This is a genomic window from Pseudomonas gingeri (assembly GCF_013386165.1).
GTDB classification, from domain to species: domain Bacteria; phylum Pseudomonadota; class Gammaproteobacteria; order Pseudomonadales; family Pseudomonadaceae; genus Aquipseudomonas; species Aquipseudomonas gingeri_C.
This window is the reverse complement of record NZ_JACAOS010000017.1, coordinates 305,229-321,735: the sequence shown is the minus strand read 5'-3', so window position 1 is coordinate 321,735 and position 16,507 is coordinate 305,229. Positions and strand designations below refer to the sequence as shown.

The following is a 16,507-nucleotide window of genomic DNA, read 5'->3' as shown; positions in this document are numbered from 1 at the left end:
GGCGCGACTTTTTATCCACAGGTCGTATCCACAGATCATGCCAATCGGGTCTCAGTACCAGCGTTTCTCACCGGCTGGACGTCTCCGGAAGCGCTTCATGCTCCACATGTACTGGTCCGGATAAGCCCGCACATAACGCGCCACCACCTGGCTCATGGCCGCTGCGGAGGTCTCTGTATCGGTGCTGTACATGGCTTCGGGCGCGGCTTCCAGGATCACCTTGAAGCCCGAACCGTCGGGCAGCCGCAGCGCGTGGAGGAACACGCCGACCGCCTTGCCGCCGGCGAGCATATTGGGCACGAACTTGCTGGTCAGCGCCGTGGTGCCGAGGAACGGCACGAACACCCCGGCGGTTTCGGCCGGTTCCGGGTCAGCGGGAATACCCACTGCACCACCTTTGCGCACTTCCTTGATGACACTGAGGATGCCTTCCTTGGTGGAAGCGGCAACCCGGTTGCCCAACTGCACCCGCTGTTTGCGCAACAGTTCGTCCACCGCCTTGAGCTTGGGCGGACGATAGAAAATGATCGGCTTGCACTGGCTGCAATAGAAGTGATTGAGCACTTCCCAATTGCCCAGGTGGCTGGTGATCCCCACCACCCCCTTGCCCGAGGCCAGGGCCTCCTTGAGGATATCCAGGCCTTCGACTTCGCGTACCCGCTCCATCGACCGATGGGCCGGCCAGATCCAGGCGCAGGCGCTTTCGGTAAAGGATTTGCCGATGCCCATCAGGCTACGGCCGACCAACTGCTCGCGGGCCAGCGGGTCCAGCTCCGGGAAACACTTCGCCAGGTTGATCCGCACCACTTCGCGGGAGCGGTTGGGCAACTTCCACATCATCCAGCCGATGGCCGCGCCCACCCGCTGCACTGCGCACCAGGGCAGCAGCGCAAACAACCGCAACGCCCCTACCAGCACGGCGCCTTTAAACTTGTCCACAGGCCACTCCTGTCGTGATCGAGCTTGTTAGCCGGCTATTGTAACCGTGGTGTGGCCAATGTGGCGTAGCGATCACAATCGGTGGTGTGGTCCATGACCATGCCCGAGGCCTGCATGAAGGCATAACAGATGGTCGGGCCGACGAATTTGAAGCCCAGTTTCTTCAGGGCCTTGCTCATCGCCTCGGCCTCGGGCGTGACAGCCGGGACTTCACCGCGACTTGTGAAATGATTGACCTTCTGCACCCCGCCGACAAAAGACCAGAGCAGTGCCACCGGGTCCTCCAGGGTCAGCCAGAGTTCGGCATTGCGCCGCGCGGCATTGAGTTTCAGGCGATTGCGGATGATCCCGGTGTCGAGCATCAATTGCTCGATATCGCCATCGCTCAGGGTCGCGACTTTGTGCACATCAAAACCGAACAACACCTTCCGGTAGTGCTCACGTTTCTTCAGGATAGTGATCCACGACAAACCGGCCTGGAACCCTTCGAGCAAAAGCAACTCGAAGAGACGCTGCCCATCGCGCAGCGGCACGCCCCACTCCTGATCGTGATAGGCCATGTACAAAGGATCATCGTTGCACCAAAAGCAGCGTGGCATAAGGCTCCAGGGGGCGTGCGCGTGGCCGAATCGGGTATACTCCCGCCTTTTGAATCGCAGCCCAAGTAACAGGTGAATTTCGTGAGCCAGCCTACGCCAGCCGTGCGTACCTTCCAAGACTTGATCCTCGCCCTCCAGCAATACTGGGCCGAGCAAGGTTGTGTGGTACTTCAGCCCTACGATATGGAAGTAGGCGCCGGCACCTTTCATACCGCCACGTTCCTGCGCGCCATCGGCCCGGAAACCTGGAACGCCGCCTACGTACAGCCCAGCCGCCGCCCGACTGACGGCCGCTACGGCGAAAACCCGAACCGCTTGCAGCATTACTACCAGTTCCAGGTCGTCCTCAAGCCGAACCCGGACAACTTCCAGGAACTGTACCTGGGCTCGCTCAAGCATGTCGGCCTCGACCCGCTGGTGCACGACATCCGTTTCGTCGAAGACAACTGGGAATCGCCGACCCTCGGCGCCTGGGGCCTGGGCTGGGAAGTCTGGCTCAACGGCATGGAAGTCACCCAGTTCACCTACTTCCAGCAGGCCGGTGGCATCGAGTGCTACCCGGTGACCGGCGAGATCACCTACGGCCTCGAGCGCCTGGCGATGTACCTGCAGGGCGTGGACTCGGTCTACGACCTGGTCTGGGCCGACGGCCCGTTCGGCAAGGTGACCTACGGCGACGTGTTCCACCAGAACGAAGTGGAGCAGTCGACCTACAACTTCGAACACGCCAACGTCGAGAAGCTGTTCGAACTGTTCGATTTCTATGAAAGCGAAGCCAAGCGCCTGATCGAACTGGACCAGCCGCTGCCGTTGCCGAGCTACGAAATGGTCCTCAAGGCCTCCCACACCTTCAACTTGCTGGATGCACGCCGGGCGATCTCGGTCACCGCACGCCAGCAGTACATCCTGCGGGTCCGCACCCTGGCCCGTTCGGTGGCGCAAGCCTACCTGATGGCCCGGGCCAAGCTGGGCTTCCCGATGGCAACCCCGGATTTGCGTGACGAAGTGTTGGCTAAGTTGGAGGCAGCACAATGAGTGCTCAAGATTTTCTGGTTGAACTGGGCACGGAAGAGCTGCCACCCAAGGCCCTGAATACCCTGGCCGAGGCTTTTCTTGCCGGTATCGAAAAGGGCCTGCAAAGCGCCGGCCTGAGCTTCGAGAGCAAACAGGTCTACGCCGCACCGCGCCGCCTGGCCGTATTGCTGACCCAACTGCAGACCCAGCAGCCGGACCGCAGCATCAACCTCGACGGCCCGCCACGCCAGGCCGCCTTCGACGCCGAAGGCAACCCGACTCAGGCCGCCCTGGGTTTTGCCAAGAAATGCGGTGTGGAACTGAGCGAAATCGACCAGAGCGGGCCGAAACTGCGCTACACCCAGAGCATCCAGGGCAAGCCGACCGCAAGCCTGTTGCCGACCATCGTCGAAGACTCGCTGAACGACCTGCCGATTCCCAAGCGCATGCGCTGGGCCGCGCGCAAGGAAGAGTTCGTGCGTCCGACCCAGTGGCTGGTGATGCTGCTCGGTGACCAAGTCATCGACTGCACCATCCTCGCCCAGAAAGCCGGTCGCGACTCCCGTGGTCACCGCTTCCACCACCCGGAAAGCGTGCGCATCACCTCGCCGGCCAACTACCTGAGCGACCTGCGTGCCGCCTACGTGCTGGCCGATGCCGCCGAACGTCGTGCGCTGATCAGCCAGCGCACCACCGAATTGGCGACCCAGCAGGAAGGCACGGCGATCATGCCGGCAGACCTGCTCGACGAAGTCAGCGCCCTGGTCGAATGGCCGGTGCCGCTGGTGTGCTCCTTCGAGGAACGTTTCCTCGACGTGCCCCAGGAAGCCCTGATCACCACCATGCAGGACAACCAGAAGTATTTCTGCCTGCTGGACGTCGACGGAAAGTTGCTGCCGCGCTTTATCACCGTCGCCAACATCGAGAGCAAGGACCCGCAACAGATTATCGCCGGTAACGAGAAAGTCGTTCGCCCGCGCCTGACCGACGCCGAGTTCTTCTTCAAGCAGGACAAGAAGCAGAAGCTCGAGCAGTTCAACCTGCGTCTGCAGAACGTGGTGTTCCAGGAGAAACTGGGCAGCGTCTACGACAAGGCCGAACGTGTTTCCAAGCTGGCCGCCTTCATCGCCCCGCGCATCGGTGGCGACGCCCAGCGCGCCGCCCGCGCCGGCCTGCTGTCGAAATGCGACCTGGCCACCGAAATGGTCGGCGAGTTCCCGGAGATGCAAGGTGTCGCCGGTTACTACTACGCCCTCAATGACGGCGAGCCGGAAGACGTGGCCCTGGCCCTGAACGAACAGTACATGCCGCGCGGTGCCGGCGCCGAACTGCCGGGCACCCTGACCGGTGCGGCGGTGGCGATTGCCGACAAGCTCGACACCCTGGTCGGGATCTTCGGTATCGGCATGCTGCCCACCGGCAGCAAGGACCCGTACGCCCTGCGTCGCGCCGCCCTCGGTGTGTTGCGCATCCTGATCGACAAGCAGCTCGACCTCGACCTGATCGAGACCGTGGAGTTCGCGGTCAAGGCCTTCGGTGCCCGGGTCAAGGCTGCCGGCCTGGCCGACCAGGTGCTGGAGTTCATCTTCGACCGTCTGCGTGCCCGTTACGAAGACGAAGGCGTGGACGTGGCGACCTACCTGTCGGTACGTGCCCTCAAGCCGGGTTCGGCGCTGGACTTCGACCAACGCGTACAAGCCGTGCAGAAATTCCGCCAGTTGCCGGAAGCCGCAGCCCTGGCGGCGGTGAACAAGCGCGTGTCGAACCTGCTGAGCAAGGTCGAAGGCAGCATTCCGACCACCGTGGAAGCCAAGTACTTCGACAACGCCAACGAGTTCTCGCTGTACTCGGCGATCCAGCAGGCGGACCAGGCGGTCCAGCCGATGGCTGCGGCGCGCCAGTACAACGAATCGCTGGCACGCCTGGCTGCCCTGCGCGAGCCAGTCGACGCGTTCTTCGAAGCGGTGATGGTGAATGCCGAGGACGCCAAGGTGCGCGCCAACCGTTATGCGCTGCTGGCGCGTCTGCGAGGCCTGTTCCTGGGTGTCGCCGATATTTCCCTGCTGGGCTGAGGGCGCGTCTTGAAGCTGCTGATTCTCGATCGGGACGGGGTGATCAACCAGGACTCCGACGCCTACATCAAGTCGGTGGAGGAATGGATACCACTCCCCGGCTCGATCGAAGCCATTGCGCAGTTGAGCAGGGCCGGCTGGACGGTGGCCGTGGCCACCAACCAGTCCGGCATTGCTCGCGGCTACTACGACATCGCCACCCTGGAAGCCATGCACGAGCGCTTGCGTTCGTTGGTGGCGCAACAGGGCGGCAGCCTCGGGCTGGTGGTGTATTGCCCGCACGGGCCGGATGAAGGTTGCGCCTGTCGCAAACCCAAGCCCGGCATGTTGCGTACCATTGCCGAGTATTACGGGGTGTCGTTGGCTAGGCTATGGTTTGTCGGCGACAGCCTCGGTGACTTGGAGGCGGCACAGGCCGTCGACTGTCAGCCTGTTTTGGTAAAAACCGGTAAAGGCGAAAAGACACTGGGTAAAACCCTGCCGGTGGGAACCCTGGTTTTTGACGATCTGGCGGCGGTTGCCGCAGAACTTATCCACAACTGAAGCTCTTCTGACCTCCTGACCAAGGACTGTTCGGGAAGCGCTTTTTATAGGCGGGCAATGCCCGCAACGGTAAATGCCGCTATGTCGATCCTGCAGGCCATCAGAACCTTTTTCTTTTACCTGCTGCTGGGCACCAGTTCGCTGTTGTGGTGCTCCCTGAGCTTTTTTATCGCGCCGTTCCTGCCGTTCAAGGCACGTTATCGCTTTATCAACGTGTACTGGTGCCGTTGTGCCCTGTGGCTGACCAAGGTCTTCCTCGGCATCTCGGTAGAGATCAAGGGCGCGGAGAATGTGCCTGAGCGTCCTTGCGTGATTCTGTCGAATCACCAGAGCACCTGGGAAACCTTCTTCCTCTCGGCCTATTTCTCGCCGTTGAGCCAGGTGCTCAAGCGCGAGTTGCTGTATGTGCCGTTCTTCGGCTGGGCCATGGCCATGCTGAGACCGATCGCCATTGACCGGGACAACCCGAAGGCGGCGCTCAAGCATGTGGCGAAAAAGGGCGACGAGTTGCTCAAGGACAATGTCTGGGTGCTGATCTTCCCCGAGGGCACCCGCGTGCCGTTCGGCACGGTCGGCAAGTTTTCCCGGGGCGGTACGGCACTGGCGGTGAACGCCGATCTGCCGGTGCTGCCGATTGCCCACAACGCCGGCAAGTTCTGGCCGAAGACCGGCTGGTTGAAGAAACCCGGCACCATCACGGTGGTGATCGGTACGCCGATGCTGGCCGAGGGCACTGGACCACGGGCGATTGCCGAGCTCAATGACCGGGTCCAGGCCTGGAACGAGCAGACTCAGCGGGACATGGGCTCCTTGCCGCCAGCCCCTGCGGTAGAGACGCCTGTCGCGGTTTGATGGGATTGTGGATAACTTGTGCACAAGATTTTGATTTTCTTCAGAAAAATAACGTAACTATATGATTTAGTTGCTTATTTCTTTGTACGACTTTCTACGGTAAATCGTGCATAAGTTTTTTCGAGCGATAAAAAAACCGGCTTTAATGCCGGTTGATCAAGACGAAATACGACCCTTGTAGGAGCTGGCTTGCCAGCGATGAGGCCCTTGAGGCGTATATCGCCCAGATGGCCTCATCGCTGGCAAGCCAGACTCCTACAGGGTTGTGTAGCGCTCGCAAGGCCGTCGTCAGCCTCAGACCTTGTCGAGATCCACACCTCTGGTTTCCTTCAGGCAGAACACCCCCACCACCAGGCTTACCCCGGTAATCAGCACCGGGTACCACAGGCCATAGAAGATATCCCCGGTGTAGACCACCAGCGCAAAGGACACCGTGGGCAGGAACCCGCCGAACCAACCATTGCCGATATGGTAGGGCAGCGACATGGAGGTGTAGCGGATGCGCGTCGGGAACAGCTCGACCATCACCGCCGCCAGCGGACCATAGGTCATGGTCGCGATCAGGATCAGCAAGACGATCAACAACACCACCATCGGTTCGTTCACCGACGAGCTATCGGCCTTGGCCGGATAACCCGCCGTCGTGATCGCTGCGCGCATCGCGGCTTCGTCATACCCGCTGATCTTCTGTTCACCCACCGACACCGTCACATCCGTCCCTGGCGCCGCGGCCTGCGAGCTATAGGGCAGGCCCTGCTTGACCAGGAAGGTCTTGACCTTGTCGCACGGGCTGTCGAAACGCGCCTTGCCCACCGGGTCGAACTGGAAGGTGCAGCTCGCCGGGTCAGCCAGCACCACAATCGGCGCCTGGCGGCTGGCCGCGTCGATCTGCGGATTGGCGTAATGGCTCAAGGCCTTGAACAACGGGAAGTAGCACAGCGTCGCCAACAACAGGCCGAGCATCAGGATCGGCTTGCGGCCGATCTTGTCCGACAGCCAGCCGAACAGCACGAAGAACGGCGCACCGATCACCACGCTGATAATCAGCAGGGTGTTGGCCTGGGTCGGGTCCATCTTGAGCATCTGGGTCATGAAGAACAGCACATAGAACTGTGCGGTGTAGAAGGTCACCGCCTGCCCGGCGTTGATGCTGAAGAGGGCGATCAGGACGATCTTCAGGTTCTGCCAGGAGCCGAAGGATTCGCGGATCGGCGAGCGACTGACCTTGCCCTGGGCCTTCATTTTCACGAAGGCCGGCGACTCGTGCATGCTCAGGCGGATCCAGGTGGAAATGGCCAGCAGGAAGATCGACAGCAGGAACGGCAGGCGCCAGCCCCAGACTTCGAACTGGTCGCCGCTGATATAACGGCTGGCGAGCACCACCAGCAGGGACAGGAGCAGACCCAGGGTCGCGGTGGATTGAATCCAGCCCGTGTACGAGCCGCGCTTGCCGATCGGGGCGTGCTCCGCCACGTAAGTCGCGGCGCCGCCGTATTCGCCGCCCAGCGCCAGGCCCTGGAGCATGCGCAACAGCACGAGGATGATCGGCGCGGCGATGCCGATGCTGGTGTAGGTCGGCAGCAGGCCGACGGCAAAGGTGGAAAGGCCCATCAGGATGATGGTCATGAGGAAGGTGTACTTGCGCCCGATCATGTCCCCCAGGCGTCCGAATACCAGGGCGCCGAAGGGGCGGACCAGGAACCCCGCGGCGAAGGCCATGAGGGCGAAGATAAACGCCGTGGTGTCGTTGACCCCGGCAAAGAACTGCTTGCTGATCACCGCCGCCAGGGCGCCATAGAGAAAAAAGTCATACCACTCGAAAACCGTCCCGAGGGATGACGCAAAAATGATCTTCCGTTCTTCCTTGCCAGTGTTCGCGGTGGCGCTCACGGGCTGTTGCTCGATGTAGTCCGACATTTGCCATGTCCTCGGCCCTGAGGGCCACAGTGATTATTGTTGTTGTTCCACTGTGGATTCCGGCTGACCGCCACCGGAATCCGTCCTTTCATCTACTGATCTGACGCGGTCCCTGTAGGAGCCTGGCTTGCCAGCGATGGGGCCATTGAGTCATGCGCAACTCAAACCGACGCCATCGCTGGCAAGCCAGGCTCCTACAAGGATGAAGCCGAGATCTCCGTCGTTCGCATGTCACGAACCGCTGCGACATCCTCCAGAATCATCTGCGCCGCCTTCTCGGCAATCATCACCGTCGGCGAACAGGTATTGCCGGAGACAATGTTCGGCATGATCGACGCATCGGCGACCCGCAACCCCGGGACACCGTGCACCCGCAACCGGGCATCCACCACATCCAGCGGGCCGCTGCCCATCCGGCAGGTGCCCACCGGATGAAAGATAGTCGTTCCAATCCGCGCCGCAGCTTCATGCAACTGTTCTTCGGTTTGCAGTGCCGGTCCTGGCAAATATTCCTCGGGCTTGAACACTCGCAGGGCAGGGGAGTCGACAATGCGCCGGGTCAGCCGGATCGCCTCGGCCGCAACCTTCAGATCCTCGGGATCGCTCAGGTAATTCGGATCGATCAACGGCGCCACTTCCGGATCGGCCGAGCGAATATCGATCCGCCCCCGGCTCAGCGGCCGCAGGTTGCACACCGAAGCGGTAAAGGCCGGGAACCGGTGCAGCGGCTCGCCGAAGCGTTCCAGCGACAGGGGCTGCACGTGGTACTGCAGATTCGCCGAGGCCTGTGCCGGCGAGGACTTCACGAACGCCCCCAACTGGCTCGGCGCCATGGCCAGCGGGCCACTGCGGTCGTAGAGATAACGCAGGCCCATGCCGACTTTGCCCCACAAGCTATTGGCGACCTGGTTAAGGGTCCGGGCATTGCTGAGTTTGTAGATCAGGCGCAGTTGCAGATGGTCCTGCAGATTGCCGCCGACCCCCGGCAACTCATGGCGCACCGCAATTCCAAGATTTTCCAGCAAGGGCCGTGGACCGATGCCTGAACGCTGGAGAATGCCGGGAGAGCCGACCGACCCGGCACACAGGACGATCTCGCGGCGAACGTTGAACACATGTTCCTCACCTTGCCAGCGAGCGACGACGGCGCTGGCGCGGCCATCTTCGAGGCTCACCCGGTCGACCTGGACACCGGTCAGGATCGTCAGGTTGGGGCGCTTGAGGATCGGCCGCAGAAAGGCTTTCGACGAGTTCCAACGCACGCCGGAACGCTGGTTGACCTGAAAGTATCCACAGCCCTGGTTATCGCCTGCGTTGAAATCGCTGACGCTGGCAATGCCATTTTCAGCGGCGGCATCACGGAAAGCGTCGAGGATCGGCCAGGAATAACGCTGCTGCTCGACCCGCCACTCACCCTGATCGCTGTGAAATTCGCTGGCGCCGCCAAAGTGGTTTTCGCTGCGCTTGAACAACGGTAGGACATCGTTCCAGGCCCAGCCCGGATTGCCTTGTGCGGCCCAGCGATCATAGTCGCCGGCCTGGCCACGCATATAGATCATGCCGTTGATGGAGGAACTGCCGCCCAGCACCTTGCCGCGCGGATAACCGAGGCTGCGACCTTGCAGGCCGGGTTGTGCTTCGGTCTTGAAGCACCAGTCGGTACGCGGATTACCGATGCAGTAGAGATACCCCACCGGGACATGAATCCAGGGGTAGTTATCCTGGCCGCCAGCTTCGAGCAGCAGGACATTATTCTGCGGATCGGCGGACAGCCGATTGGCCAGCACACAACCGGCGGGCCCGGCGCCGACTATCACGTAGTCATAGGGCAGGTGGGCAGATGACATAGGCAACCTCGCCTTTTTTATTGTTCTTGTCTCCCTTCATGTTATTGATTAGTTTCGAGATGAAAACCTTCGTTTTTGCGCAAGTGCTGTGCGTTTTCAAGCAAGGCCGTGAACCCCGTGATTCACAAGGAAGCCCCATGTTCGACTGGAACGACCTGCGTTTTTTTCTCGAGCTGCAGCGCAGCGGGCGCCTGCTGACCGCGGCCAAGCGCCTGAACACCACCCACAGCACCGTGGCCCGGCATATCGAGACCATCGAGCAGAGCCTGGGCACGGCGCTGTTCGTCCAGCACGCCCAAGGTTATGAGCTGACGCCCTCGGGCCATGCATTGCTCAAACATGCCGAGGCCATGGAAAACGTCGCCTTGCTGGCCCAGGAGGAAATCACCCAGGCCATCGCGCCCCTGGGCAAGATCCGCCTGGGGGTGACCGAAGGGATCGGCATCATGTTTCTGACCCCGCGCATGGGCGGCCTGTACGAACGTTACCCGGGGCTGGAAGTGGAACTGGTGGCGGTGCCGCGTTTCGTCAGCATCCTCAACCGCGAGGCGGAGATCAGCATCCACCTCGACCGGCCCAATGCCGACCTGTTGATAACTCGCAAACTGACCGACTATCGCCTGGCGCTGTATGCCAGCCCGGACTACCTCGCCCGGGCGCCAGCCTTGCAGCAGCGCGATGACCTGTCGCAACACAACTGGATCGGCTACGTCGACGACCTGCTGTTCAGCGAGGAGCTGTTGTTCCTCAACAACTTCTGCCGCACGCCGAATGTGATTTTTCGCAGCACCAGCGTCATCGCCCAACAACAGGCGGCGCGGGCCGGGCTGGGGATTGCGGTGTTGCCCAACTACATGGCCAAGGATGATCCGCAGTTGGTGCGCGTACTGCCGGAAGAAACCATCCAGCGCAGCTACTGGATCAGCACCCGGCGGGAGCTGCACAAATCCGTGCGGCTGCGGGTGGTGTGGGATTTTCTGCTGGCGTTGTGTGCGAGTGAGCAGGGGGTGTTGCTGGCGCAATAAGCGGGGCTACCTGGCGGATGGCATCATTGACACTCAATAGAAGCCAACCTAGACTCTGCGCCAAATGGACTGGGGGATCCCGGTCGGCGTCGTAGCCTCGGTGAGTTTCATCGGGGCTTTTCGCTTTCTGGAGCAGGGAAAATTTTCAGGCCCCAGTTTTCAAAACCTGTTCCCACCTTCTCACGCCCACCACTGCAGTAGAACTTGCGCTTGAGCACATCAAATGCACGGTTCTCTTGTCCCGCGCGCAATACGCTCATTCCAATCGGCCTGGCGACAAGGTCGGCCAATTGCAATCCGGTGGAATTAACCTGTTTAGTGGCAAAAATTATTTCAAACGGAAGTTGTCTGTTCAATTTATTGGCAGCGTCGCACATACGGCGAAACTCCAATTCCAGTTCGTTATCCTCGCGTTTTCCTCTGCGCTCAAAAATGACATGGGTCAAAGCGCCTGTCTGTTGCTTCTCTTCCAGAAACTCATAAAGGGTTTCCAGGCAGAACCCCAGGGCCAGATGATAGGGGTTCTGGGCAACGCCCTGCCGCTCACGCAGGCTCATCTTATCGATCACACAACTGATCAATATGAAATGACTCGTATCAATGATGCTTGTGAGTTCGTTGAGAAACTGGTTTTTATGTTGTCGCGAGACAAATAGGCTAGAAAAAGCACCCTTTTCTTTTCGTATTTCCAACTCATGAAGCCCGATCAAATCGTGCCCCATGTGGTTGAATTTGAATTTTTGCAGGGCCGGAATGACGGTCTCACAGTAATATCGTTTATGGAAAATGCAAAAGGCCAATACAAACATTGGATAGTTGGCATCCAACGTCTGCATCCCGTGATCACCGCTTTCATCAACATAAACAATAAAGTCGCTGTATTTCCCAGGCGCCGTAGGAATTTTTCCGACACTGGACTCAGACTCGCCTTCTCGCTCAAAGAGGAGGAGTTGTTTTGAGGGCAAGGTAATCTCTGGCATCGGCTGGTCGGCTCCCTGATTTTCTTCAAGTGGAGCACACTCTCAGTTTCTACCCATCTTGATCACTAGCCTTTCCTGTAACAATCCATTTGCGAAAAGCTCCCGCCGTTGATGCGAATGGAGCCGGCATCGTCATTGGTGATTTCCTGGGGAGGGGTAAAGCCCAGCAGCGACGAGGCCCGGGTCGCGTTGATCCACTCCAGCCGGCCCTTGATCAACGCGCCGTCGAGCGAACCGGCACTGCTGCGAATACGCACGGTGTCCTTGCCATGCTGGTAGAAAAAGATGAACGGCCCGTTGAAACCCGGGCACTCGTAGCTGCTCAGCAGCCTGGGCGTGGGCATGTAGCCGGCGTTGATGATGCCGACATAGATCACCGAATAACCGATATACGCCAGCACCGGTACCGCCACCAGCGCCCCACCCCAATACCAGCGGCGCTTGCGCTTCGATTCGCCGGGCAACGGCTCGACAGGCGAGTTATCCACAGGCGGCAAAGGCACCTCGGGAGGGAGCAACTCGGCAGCCATGGGTTCACGAATACCGGGGATATCCTCTGCCGCCGCCTCCACCCGAATCACGCTGGCCGGCAGCGGCTCGGCGAGTATCGGATCGGCCATCGGGGTATGGCGCACCACCGGTTCAGGCCTGGGCAGCAAACGCAGGTTGCGCTGGATGATCCGACTCTCCACCAGCACAAAAATCGCACAGGCCACTGGCATCGCCAGCACCAGACCCGGAGCCTGGGCCGCCACCCAATCGGCAATCAGTGGGTCGGACATGCCGATATCCCCGGCCACCCACCCCAACAAGGCGCCACCCGCCGGGATCAACAACGGATAACGCTTGAACAACCCGCTGACGAACAAACTGCCGTACATCAGCATCGGAATGCTCAGCAGCAGCCCCAGTACCAGGATTCCCAGGTTGTCCTGGGCCACGGCCGCCAGGGCCACCACATTGTCCAGGCTCATGCTCAGGTCGGCAAAGACGATAAGCCCGACCACTGACCAGAGCGTCGAAGCCGAACTCTGCGGCCGGTGTTCGGCCTCGTCATCGGCCACCAGCAACTTGATGGCAATCACCACCAGGGCGCCCATGCCCAGGAGTTTCAAGCAGGGCACCTTGAGCAACAGGCCGATCACCGAGGTGAACAGGATTCGCAAGGCAACCGCCACGCCCATCCCGGCGAAAACGGCTTGGCGCATCTGCCGCGCCGGCAAGTGACGGCACGCCAGAGCGATGACCACGGCGTTGTCGCCGCTCAGCAGCAGGTCGAGCAGGAACACCTGCAACGTCAGGTTGATCCCCTGCATCCCGGTATCCAGGCCGATCATCTTGCTGCTCCCACAACCGTCGTCATCAATTCAACAAACCTCCCACACCACAGAACAAGCCGGTCAGGGAGGCAAACCCGAACACCAGGCCCACCACCCGCGCATACCAACCTTGCAACCTGAAAGCCCCGCTCAACTGCGTACGGGCCAGCCAATAGAGCAGGCCCAGTACCGCCGGTAGCAACAGTGCATTGACCACTCCGGTGAAGATCGACAGCTCCACCAGATTGACCCCGGAACACACCAGCACAGCGGCCCCCAGCAACATCGCGCCGAAGGCCGCGTAGAACCAGGGCGCCTCGGTCGGGCGCTGTTCCAGCGAGTGGCGCCGGCCCGTCGCCTCGCCAACGCCCCAGGCCACCGTCAGGCAGACCACGATAGTGGCCACCAACGCGCCCCCCGCCAGCCCCATGGCAAAGACCCCGCGCCCGACCGTCTGACCCAGGGACGCGGTAAAGGCGTCGGCCAGTTGCGGCACGCTGGTCAGGGTGAAGGCGTTGTCGGATCGGTTGAAACACGCCGCCGCGGCAATCACCACGGCGGCCGTGAGAATCTGGCAGAGGGTCGCGCCAAGGAAGGTTTCGATGCGCGCCGCTTTCAGGTGCCGGGCGTCCAGGCCTTTGTCGATCAGCGCCGACTGTTGGTAGAACACCGTCCACGGCATGACACTGGTGCCCAGGTTGGCAGCCACCAGATAAAGGTAGGCACTGTCGTGGAACGGCATCTGGTACCACTGCGCCGCGATCTGCCGAGGATCGGGATGAGCATTCCAGGCCACGGCGATAAAGGCCACGCCAAACAGGCCGAGGCAGATCGCAACACGCTCGACGCCATGGTAGGAGCCGGTGCAGACCATCGCGAAAATCAGCAACACCAGCACACCGATGGTTTCCCACAGGGGCACGCCGAACAGTTCGCCGACCCCGGCCAGCCCACTGAGTTCGGTGACCAGGGCGCCAAAGCAACTGAGCACCAGGGTCGCCAGGGACAGCAACGCAATGCCCCGGCCAAACCGCTGGCGCACCAGTTCACCAAAGCCCTTGCCCGTTCCCAACCCCAGGCGGATCGAGAGTTCCTGTGCGGTATACAGCAGGGGAATGATGAGGAACTGCAACAACAGCAACCGATAGCCCCATTGCGCGCCACTCTGCGCGGCGGTAATCACGCTGCCGGCCTCGGTATCCGCCAGCATCACCACCAGCCCCGGGCCGACCGCAGCGGCCATCAGGCGCAGCCGGCTCGAGCGGATTGAAAGGCTTGGCATCATGTCTGTTCCCGGCTCATGGCGTGCGTCCGTATTAGGCGAAAATCCCGTTCATCCACCCTCGAAGGGCATCAGGGTCGGTTATTCACCTGCGGGCCACTTTTAAAATCCTTGAGGAATGCCGTATCCGGTGACAGCACCAGGGTCGGCGCGGACTCTGACAGAGCCTGCCGATAAGTCTGAAGGCTGCGGTAGAGCTTGTAGAACTCGGGGTCCTTGTCGAACGCCTGGGAGGAGATCTGGTTCGCCAAGGCATCGGCCTCACCACGGGTGATGCGACTTTGCCGTTGCGCTTCGGAGATCAGCACCGCCCGCTCGCGTTCGGCGTTGGCCTGGATCTGCTGCGCCCATTCAAAGCCCTGGGCGCGAAGCTCCTTGGCTTCGCGCTGGCGCTCGGACTTCATCCGATCATAGATGGCCTGACTGGTCTCGAACGGCAGGTCGGCCCGATGAAAACGCACTTCAGTGACCTCGATGCCCAGCGGCCGGGCCTTCTCCACCACCTCGCTCTGGATAAGCGCGACAATCTTCGGCCGTTCGGCGGACAACAGCGACTTGAGCATGACCTGCCCCAGTTCGCGGCGCAGCGAGGAGCTGACCAACTGGGCCAGCTGCGCGTTGGCCTGGTCGACCGTGCGCAGGGCCTGGTAGAAACGCAGCGGATCGACGATGCGATAACGCGCATAGGTTTCCACTTCCAGGCGTTTCTGGTCGCCGAGAATCACCTGCTCGGAAGGCGGTGCCAGGGTCAGGATACGGGTGTCGTAATAGATGACCGTATCGATCAGCGGTACCTTGAGTTTCAGCCCCGGGGTGCGCACCGGTTCGGTCGGCGCCCCCAGCCTGACCACCAGGGCCTGCTGGGATTCATCGACGGTATACAGCGAGGAGCCCAGCGCCCACAGGACCATCAGCGGCACAATCACCAGGGCCAGACGAATCGGCGCTTTCATCGGGTCTGCTCCTTGGCCGGACGTTTGTCCTGTTCCGACAGCGGCATGTAGGGCACCACACCCGAGACCCCTTTGCCGGAGGTATCGATGATCACCTTCGAGGCTCTTTTCAGGACTTCATCCGTGCTTTCCATGTACAGCCGCCAGCTGGTCACATCCTTGGCCTGTGCATAACTTTCGTACACCGCCAGGAAGCTTTTCGCGTCACCTTCGGCCAGGTTGACCGCCTGGGCCTTGTAGGCTTCGGCTTCCTGGTTGATATGCGCCGCTTCGCCCCGGGCCCGCGGAAGAATGTCGTTGGCGTAGGATTCCGCCTCGTTGCGCTCGCGTTCCTGGTCAGCCCGGGCCCGTTGCACATCGTTGAAGGCATCGATCACCGCCGGTGGCGGATCGACGCGCTGCAACTGGATCTGGGTAATCAGGACGCCGGCCTTTTCATCGTCCAGCAGACGTTGCAGCAATGCCTTGGTTTCCTCGGCGATCTCCTGGCGCTTGTCCGACAGGGCGGCCTGGATCGGCGTACGCCCGATCACTTCACGCAGGGCACTTTCGGCCGTCAGCTTGATGGCGAATTCGGGCTTGTCCATGCTGAACAGAAACTGCCCGGCGTCCTTGATCCGCCAGAACACCGCGCAATCGGCCTCGACGATATTCTCATCGCCCGTGAGCATCTGCTTGTCGCGGGACAGGCTGCTGTCATTCAGCCCGAGCGCAGGACCATGCCCCAATTGCAGTTGGTTGACCGTGGTGACCTTGGGCAACAGCACCGTTTCGATGGGGAAGGGCAGGTGGTAGTGCAAACCGGCCTCGGTGGTGTCGACCCATTTACCGAAGCGCAGGACGATGCCTTGCTCGTCAGGCTGGACCTTGTAGATGCCACCGACGATCCAGACAAAAACCAGCAACCCGACGACCAGCACCAGACCTTTGCCTTGCAGCCCCGTCAGGGCAACAAAACGATTGGCCCGCAGACCCATCGAGCGGGCTTGCTCACCCAGTGAGGCGGAAGATTTTTCCGGTTCCAGGGGGCTCAAGGGCTGCGGGTCGGGCATGGTCTTATCCTGAAGGCGTCTGGCCGGACGGGAGCGGGTTTATTTTTTTATTACCGCATATTTCACGACATCATACAGCCGGGAACTGAATCGCTCCTGACATAGCGCAATGA

At 60.9% G+C, this 16,507-nt stretch carries 14 protein-coding genes; 5 read left to right on the top strand and 9 right to left on the bottom strand.

What is annotated here, in order from left to right; genetic code table 11:
* Positions 1-51: 51 nt before the first annotated feature.
* Together HX866_RS21665 and HX866_RS21660 are read right to left on the bottom strand one after the other, a co-directional pair.
* A complete protein-coding gene (locus HX866_RS21665) occupies positions 52-939 on the bottom strand; it encodes a lysophospholipid acyltransferase (RefSeq protein WP_177101245.1) in 888 nt (295 codons plus the stop codon).
* A gap of 35 nt (positions 940-974) precedes the next feature.
* On the bottom strand, positions 975-1,538 hold the full coding sequence (locus HX866_RS21660) for a DNA-3-methyladenine glycosylase I (protein WP_177101247.1): 564 nt from the start codon (positions 1,536-1,538) through the stop codon (positions 975-977).
* A gap of 81 nt (positions 1,539-1,619) precedes the next feature.
* Here HX866_RS21660 and glyQ point away from each other — a divergent pair, with 81 nt between their 5' ends.
* The 4 genes from glyQ to HX866_RS21640 are packed head-to-tail and all read left to right on the top strand — an operon-like array spanning position 1,620 to position 6,019.
* The gene (gene glyQ / locus HX866_RS21655; protein WP_053253611.1) at positions 1,620-2,573 is read left to right on the top strand and encodes a glycine--tRNA ligase subunit alpha; all 954 of its coding nucleotides are present in this window, start codon (positions 1,620-1,622) and stop codon (positions 2,571-2,573) included.
* Complete coding sequence (gene glyS, locus HX866_RS21650) at positions 2,570-4,624, top strand: glycine--tRNA ligase subunit beta (protein ID WP_177125678.1); 2,055 nt, start codon at positions 2,570-2,572, stop codon at positions 4,622-4,624. The genes glyQ and glyS overlap by 4 nt, the downstream gene beginning before the upstream one ends.
* A 9-nt stretch (positions 4,625-4,633) precedes the next feature.
* The gene (gene gmhB, locus HX866_RS21645; RefSeq protein ID WP_177093842.1) at positions 4,634-5,167 is read left to right on the top strand and encodes a D-glycero-beta-D-manno-heptose 1,7-bisphosphate 7-phosphatase; all 534 of its coding nucleotides are present in this window, start codon (positions 4,634-4,636) and stop codon (positions 5,165-5,167) included.
* A gap of 57 nt (positions 5,168-5,224) precedes the next feature.
* Complete coding sequence (locus HX866_RS21640) at positions 5,225-6,019, top strand: lysophospholipid acyltransferase family protein (protein WP_177093843.1); 795 nt, start codon at positions 5,225-5,227, stop codon at positions 6,017-6,019.
* A gap of 294 nt (positions 6,020-6,313) precedes the next feature.
* Here the strand turns inward: HX866_RS21640 and HX866_RS21635 are convergent, their stop codons facing one another.
* Together HX866_RS21635 and HX866_RS21630 are read right to left on the bottom strand one after the other, a co-directional pair.
* Complete coding sequence (locus tag HX866_RS21635) at positions 6,314-7,936, bottom strand: MFS transporter (RefSeq protein ID WP_177140390.1); 1,623 nt, start codon at positions 7,934-7,936, stop codon at positions 6,314-6,316.
* Between the two features lie 194 nt (positions 7,937-8,130).
* The gene (locus tag HX866_RS21630) at positions 8,131-9,783 is read right to left on the bottom strand and encodes a GMC family oxidoreductase (RefSeq protein ID WP_177140389.1); all 1,653 of its coding nucleotides are present in this window, start codon (positions 9,781-9,783) and stop codon (positions 8,131-8,133) included.
* A gap of 137 nt (positions 9,784-9,920) precedes the next feature.
* On the opposite strand from HX866_RS21630, the gene HX866_RS21625 reads away from it, so the two are divergent.
* Entirely contained in the window at positions 9,921-10,808 is an 888-nt protein-coding gene (locus HX866_RS21625; RefSeq protein WP_177101257.1) for a LysR family transcriptional regulator, read from the top strand.
* 107 nt (positions 10,809-10,915) lie between these two features.
* Here HX866_RS21625 and HX866_RS21620 read toward each other — a convergent pair whose 3' ends face one another.
* From HX866_RS21620 to hflK, 5 genes are all read right to left on the bottom strand, one after another.
* The gene (locus HX866_RS21620) at positions 10,916-11,788 is read right to left on the bottom strand and encodes a DUF3800 domain-containing protein (protein ID WP_177140388.1); all 873 of its coding nucleotides are present in this window, start codon (positions 11,786-11,788) and stop codon (positions 10,916-10,918) included.
* A gap of 65 nt (positions 11,789-11,853) precedes the next feature.
* On the bottom strand, positions 11,854-13,125 hold the full coding sequence (locus HX866_RS21615) for a TerC family protein (protein WP_177140387.1): 1,272 nt from the start codon (positions 13,123-13,125) through the stop codon (positions 11,854-11,856).
* A gap of 25 nt (positions 13,126-13,150) precedes the next feature.
* Positions 13,151-14,389 carry an NRAMP family divalent metal transporter gene (locus HX866_RS21610; RefSeq protein WP_218179230.1) on the bottom strand — a complete coding sequence of 413 codons (1,239 nt, stop codon included), beginning with the start codon at positions 14,387-14,389 and terminating at the stop codon, positions 13,151-13,153.
* Positions 14,390-14,460: 71 nt separating this feature from the next.
* Complete coding sequence (gene hflC / locus HX866_RS21605; RefSeq protein WP_177140386.1) at positions 14,461-15,342, bottom strand: protease modulator HflC; 882 nt, start codon at positions 15,340-15,342, stop codon at positions 14,461-14,463.
* Positions 15,339-16,394 carry an FtsH protease activity modulator HflK gene (gene hflK, locus HX866_RS21600; RefSeq protein WP_177101267.1) on the bottom strand — a complete coding sequence of 352 codons (1,056 nt, stop codon included), beginning with the start codon at positions 16,392-16,394 and terminating at the stop codon, positions 15,339-15,341. Before hflK ends, hflC begins: the two co-directional genes overlap by 4 nt.
* Between the last annotated feature and the right edge of the window lie 113 nt (positions 16,395-16,507).